A 1,511-nucleotide genomic window follows, 5' to 3' on the forward strand; every position below is an offset into this window, starting at 1 on the left:
CGATCGTCGAAGTGGAAGAGCTGAGCGAAACCACCCGTGCCGCCAAAGGCTTCGGTTCAAGCGGCCGCTGATGACACTCCAGATGGCAAAGAAGAAGGCGCGCTTCCCCAGGCATCCGTTTGATGTGGAGCATGGCACCGACACCGGCGGCCTCACCCCCGGCGTGGAGCTCAAGACCGGCCACGAGAATGACCGCCACAACACCGCCTACTACGGCATCGCGCCCTCGCTCTTTCGCCGGTTCGTCACCCAGTGGCGCAAGCTGCCGCCGCCGCATCGCCTGAGCAGCTACAGCTTCATCGACATCGGCGCCGGCAAAGGCCGCGCCATGCTGCTCGCGTCCGAATTTAACTTTCGCGAAGTCGTCGGCGTGGAACTGCACCCCGAACTCGCCCGCCGTTGCCGCCGCAATCTGCGCCTGTGGCAGGCCGCGCACCCAGACACCGCGCCGCTGCGCCTGGTCGAAGGCGACGCAACCGAGCTCGTCTTCCCGCCCGGCCCATGCCTCGTCTACATGTTCAATCCATTTGGCGCGCCCGTCGTCCGGCGTTTGCTACGAACGATCGAGGCGCAGTTCGCCGACCGCAAGGGCGACCTCGACATCCTGTACGTAAATCACGAAAGCGAAGCCGCTATCAAAGGCCGTGCCGGATTCAAGCAGCTATGGCGCGGTCCGGTCGCGATGTCCTCGCTCGACGCCATCGTGGATCTGCAGATCATCAATAGCCAGCTCGATGGCGAATACGGCTCCACCGGCGATGAGGCGTGCAGCATCTACCGCTACAACGGCGTCAAATCATCATCTCGATGATTGATCTACCATCTTAATTTTCGATCTGTCATTCTGAGCGCAGCGAAGAATCTGCTTCGGTCTCTGCGACCAACGGGAGCCGTTTCTGCGCGAAGCGCTCCCGCCCGTCCGGCTAGGACCGCAGCACCTAGGCCTCCATCGCGCCCGAATAAACCGCCATGCCTGCCACGGCATCCACGCCCATAGCGTCCAACTCATCCACCTCAGCCTGCGAGCGGATGCCGCCCGCCACGATCAACTGCCGCGCCGTCGTAGCGCGCAGAATCGCTGCTGCGTTGATGGGGAAGCCCTGCATGGTGCCCTCGGTATCCACGTGCGTGTAGAGGAACGCCTCGCAGTAGGGCTCCAGCCACGTCACCGCTTCCTCCGGTGTCAGGTCGACCGAATCCTTCCAACCCTTCACCGCCACGCGCCCATTCTTCGTGTCCACGGAGAAGACCAGCTTGTCCTCGCCGATCTTTCCGGCAAGCTCGGTTGCGAAGTTGAGATTGATGACCGGATGCCGCTTGCGGTCGGCAGCGTTGTCGCCGCCGAAGAGAGTGGAGCCGAAGATGACGCGCTTCGCCCCGAGGTCGAGCATGCGCTGCGCATCCTCTGCCGAACGCAACCCGCCGCCGATCTGGCACGGCAGTCTGCTGGTGAACTGCGAAATGAGCGCGCGATTGTCGCCCTGCCGCATCGCCGCATCCAGGTCGATCAG

At 63.3% G+C, this 1,511-nt stretch carries 2 protein-coding genes; one reads left to right on the plus strand and one right to left on the minus strand.

The features are described from left to right. The first annotated feature begins 82 nt into the window (after window positions 1-82). Window positions 83-811 (plus strand): class I SAM-dependent methyltransferase, encoded by a 729-nt coding sequence (locus tag VGC77_RS05800; RefSeq protein ID WP_331170624.1) that lies wholly within the window; start codon window positions 83-85, stop codon window positions 809-811. A 127-nt stretch (window positions 812-938) separates the two neighbouring features. Here the strand turns inward: VGC77_RS05800 and VGC77_RS05805 are convergent. Further along, on the minus strand, window positions 939-1,511 hold a 573-nt coding region (locus VGC77_RS05805), incomplete at its 5' end, for a HisA/HisF-related TIM barrel protein (protein ID WP_331170625.1).

The sequence above is a fragment of the Rhodopseudomonas sp. genome (genome assembly GCF_036404135.1).
In the GTDB taxonomy this organism is placed as follows: domain Bacteria; phylum Pseudomonadota; class Alphaproteobacteria; order Rhizobiales; family Xanthobacteraceae; genus Rhodopseudomonas_A.

Bases quoted from the DNA above. Each gene is read 5' to 3' on its own strand.
- VGC77_RS05800 (WP_331170624.1), top strand. From the start codon at position 83: ATGGCAAAGAAGAAGGCGCGCTTCCCCAGGCATCCGTTTGATGTGGAG.